Source organism: Prosthecobacter sp. (assembly GCF_044373815.1).
Lineage (GTDB): Bacteria > Verrucomicrobiota > Verrucomicrobiia > Verrucomicrobiales > Verrucomicrobiaceae > Prosthecobacter.
The window spans coordinates 1-3983 of the sequence record NZ_JBIPNG010000551.1 but is presented as its reverse complement, the minus strand read 5'-3'; the positions used below and the strand labels follow the sequence as shown (position 1 = coordinate 3983).

The following is a 3983-nucleotide window of genomic DNA, read 5'->3' as shown; positions in this document are numbered from 1 at the left end:
CCCCGAGTGCTAGGCCTTCGCCTTCTCAGCTTCGCAATCTCCCGATCTAGCATCCCCCACCTGATCATCTGGAGCCGCAGTGCTTCTCTACTTCCCGAACAAGTTGAAACAGTCAGCAGGTGCAGCGTTGGGGCTCACGATGGAGACACCACCCCTATTCTTCGCGCGAGGTCAGCTCTTACACCAGCATAAGCGATAAAGGATTTGGCCAATTAGCATGGCTGGATCTGTGTATTCGCTGCCATGCCCACTCAGCAATCACATAAAAGAGGCGGCACCTTGCGGCACCGCCCCTTTCATTGAACGCATTTTTAACCTAACACCGTCATCAGAAAGTGTAGATCAAACTAAGCGCTTGTAGTTATGATTAAACCATAGATTTTGCAATACTGTTCGTGGCATTTAATGAGTTACTACATCCATATGTTTTTTTCGGCTCGTCGAAACTTATTGTGTAATGAACGTGGCCAACGGGACGGCAGCTTTCTTTTAAAAAACCTTTATTAGATCCTGTTATTAACTTTAAAAAGTGCTGTACAGCATTGAGGGTCCAAGTAATAAACTTGGGATGGAACCTTCGAGCAACAATCCATGAGCCGCCTATACCAGTGACGTCAGCGATGCAGAGTGGGACTTTTGCCTTACCTACCTGGGGCTGATGAAGGAAGATGCGCCCCAGGGGGACTATCCGCTGCGCGAGCTTTTCAACGCGCTGCGCTACATCGTGCGTTGCGGCTGCCAGTGGCGCATGATGCCCCATGACCTGTTGCCATGGCAGAACGTTTACCAAAAGGCGCAGCGCTGGATGAAGGCGTGCTGCTTTGAGGCCATGGCTCATGATCTGCGCGAACTCTCACGTGTGGCCAAGGGACGCAAGGCCCATCCCACGGCGGCCATCATGGACGGACGCACCTTGCAGTCCTCGCCCGAGAGCGGCGGCCGGGCAGGTTTTGATGGCTACAAGCGCCGCAAAGGCCGCAAGGTGCACATTGCGGTGAATGCTCTCGGGCATCTGCCGGCGGTGAAAGTGACGGCGGCAAACGAGCAGGAGCGTGCGCAGGTCGGCGAGGTTTCAGTGCAGATTCAGCAGGCCACCGGAGAGAATGTGCAACTGGCTTATGTGGACCAAGGTTATACCGGTGGGAAGCCTGCACGCCAGGCGCAAGAGCACGGCATCAAGCTCTCGGAAGCCAGGAATGGCTTTATGCTGCTGCCGAAGCGTTGGGTGGTGGAACGCAGTTTTGGCTGGGTGGCTCGATTCAAGCGCCTCTCAAAGGACTACGAGCGTCTGGCTTCGACTCTGACGGGCAAGCACTGGTTGGCCTTCGCAATCCTCATGCTCACTTCTCTATTCGGCAAAAGTTAATTACAGGCTTCAAGCAGCAGACGGAAGGGCAGATCACCTTCGGCTTGAGCCTGATCCTGACGCTGGAATCTCTGAGCCTGTCGCCTGTAGAAATCTAAATATACGGCGCGACACTGCCCCCCCCAGCAGCGCGACGTGAAGTGCCGGGAAGAGTAAGCAGGCTCAAAAATCCCCCGTGCAGCTAACTCGCCGAGATGGGGTCTTTGATGATGCGGCGCAGCAGCGGGAAAAGGGCGTCCTCGCATTCCTTGCGCTTGAAGCGCAGCTGACGCTTCACCAGCGGATTCCCAAACATGCGGTGGCTGTCCGCCACACGTCCTTCAAGTATATCCAGCCACGTCGCGTCGGACGCATCCAGTGCAGCCGCGAGGCTTTGATCCAAAACCGGCATGTGCAGCACCAGGTCCTGCGGGCGGATGATTTCGTCCAACAAATCGGATGAAACCGGGCCGTCTTTCAGACTAACCAACACAACAGAGGGTGCGTCGCCGAAGATGGCCGAACGCCACTGCTTGATGGCGGGCATAGTGGCGGCCTTCGCTGTCACCGGATGAATCGGCAGCCAGTGCAGTCCGTCATCCTCACGCAGACTCTGGATGATTTCAGGGTTCAGTTCACGACCCAAAATGTCCTGGCAGCTCGCCGGCAGGTCCACGAGAACAAGTTTGTCATCCATCGCTGTTTCCACGATGCGCCGCATCGAATCGATGTTGTCGATGGGCATGGACTCAATCTTTTGGGGTGAAATTCTCTGGAAATCCCGATTCCCCAGAGCATCGCAGTCGAACATGGCCACGTCATCACGCGTCTCAAATTTGGCAAGTTCGTAAATAAGGCGTGCAATGGTGCTCTTGCCGGTGCCTCCGCTGCCAGCGGTGATAAGGATCATTTTCATAAAGTGTTGCGGTAGCTTATCGAGTGATTGGTTAAAAGGAAAAACGGAGTAGGACTTTATACTTTCTTCCACAAGAGTAGTTTGTGTATCCGTTTCCCTGATCAAAGGTGACGATATCGGTGCGTGAGGTGCTGACTGGGTGGCAGGCGCGGGCCGCGGGCTGACGGCACGTCCCACCCGCTGAAAGGCATTCCCCAGATAACAAAAAAATTGTCCCGGCAGTTCCCGATTGCTGACCGACTCCATGTTGTAGCCAGAAAGACTGAAAGTACCATCCTGCAGCGTCTGCCATAGACGGCTCAACTGCTCTTCAACATCACCGCGCAGATCCGAAAAGTGTTTGCCAGGTTCCACTGCTTCCCGGATGACCACCGGCGACCGTCCCAGTGTCAAACAGTCCGAAGCTGACTCCAGTGCCACCGTAAACTCCGCCAGACTGTCGAGGCGGATGTCCAGCATCTTGAAGTCATTCGCACTTTCCCGCAATCCCGGAAGTCGCAGCAAAATATGCTCTGGATCCAGCGCCAGCCCAAGTACCGGCACGGCCGCCGCCTGCTGGCGCAAGCGATCGTGCAGCATCAAAACTTCGATCTCCGTCAGCCTGTTCCGGTGAGCCAGCAAGCGGGATAGCCGAACCGAGATCACAGGCATCCGCGATCCCTCTGTGCGCCCATAAACATGCGGGGTGGTCCTCTGAAACGGCAGCAAAGGATGCCATCGCTCATTAGCTAAAAGCTGCGACATCATGTTGGAGCCGCGCAATCCGCGCGTCACAGCGGCGGTCGCCATCAACATCAAACCTTTGATCTGCCCCAGTGTCAGCAGCGCGCTTCCCGCCGCCTGGCACTCCCGCAGATGCATCAGCAGTGAAGACGGCACTTTGGCAGCCACTGACGCGCTGATTGGCTCCGTCGGATGTCCTTTGATCAGCATCGCGCAGACCTGCATCACTCTCGAAGCAATCTCGGAACTCCCCATGGGCCGCAACTCAAAACGATCCACAAACAGCTGCAAAAAGTCATGCTGCCACAACCCCACACGGCAGTTCAAGGGATCCACGAAAGAAACAGCCTCAGGCAGGAACGATTCCAAGGCCTCAAGCTCCGACGCCAGCCGCCACACCAGCACACAGGCGATCCCAATCGGCAGAGGCCCCACCCGGCTGCAATACTGGCGCACCACTTCCCCCGGTGCGGTACCGAGCATGACATTCGTCTGCGTCCCCTCATTGAGAATATCCAGAACCCGAGGCAGTGAAGGAAAATACGCCCCTAGCATGGACGAGAGCCAGATCGTTTCCGCCCGCATGAAGGTCTGCCTGACAAGCCATGGTCCACCCTCTGGGCAAAACTCTTCATGCCCAAGCTGTGCGCTCTGCGTTGGTGCGGATTTCGATTTGATCGGAAGTGCGGTTTTCACGATCAAGGATCGGAGCTGAGACATTACGGAAGGGCAAAGGTGGATTTGTAATTCAAATCAGACTTTGCTCCATTAACCAATTAAAAGGCCATTCATAATGAGGTAACCCAAACTAGGTTTTATTGCCCCCGCTGACTTATGATAGAGATCATCGAGGTGACTCTTCGCCACATGCAGGGCCAATTTGCCCCGCCCTCATCAAAAACATTTTCCTAGCAGCTCAAAGAAAGGCGAAGACTAACACTCCTTTTCGATAACCCACAATATTTTCATTCTCATGATTAGACAAATCGAAGCGCAAAA

Annotated in this window: 1 protein-coding gene and 1 pseudogene; one reads left to right on the top strand and one right to left on the bottom strand. The window is 54.9% G+C overall.

Translation table 11 applies throughout. The features are described from left to right. Nucleotides 1-598: 598 nt before the first annotated feature. Nucleotides 599-1366, top strand: a pseudogene (locus tag ACIREA_RS28000) (IS5 family transposase); the annotation flags it as partial. Nucleotides 1367-1547: 181 nt separating this feature from the next. On the opposite strand, the gene ACIREA_RS27995 reads toward ACIREA_RS28000, so the two are convergent. Then, on the bottom strand, nucleotides 1548-3680 hold the full coding sequence (locus ACIREA_RS27995; protein WP_397385614.1) for a hypothetical protein: 2133 nt from the start codon (nucleotides 3678-3680) through the stop codon (nucleotides 1548-1550). Nucleotides 3681-3983 lie beyond the last annotated feature (303 nt).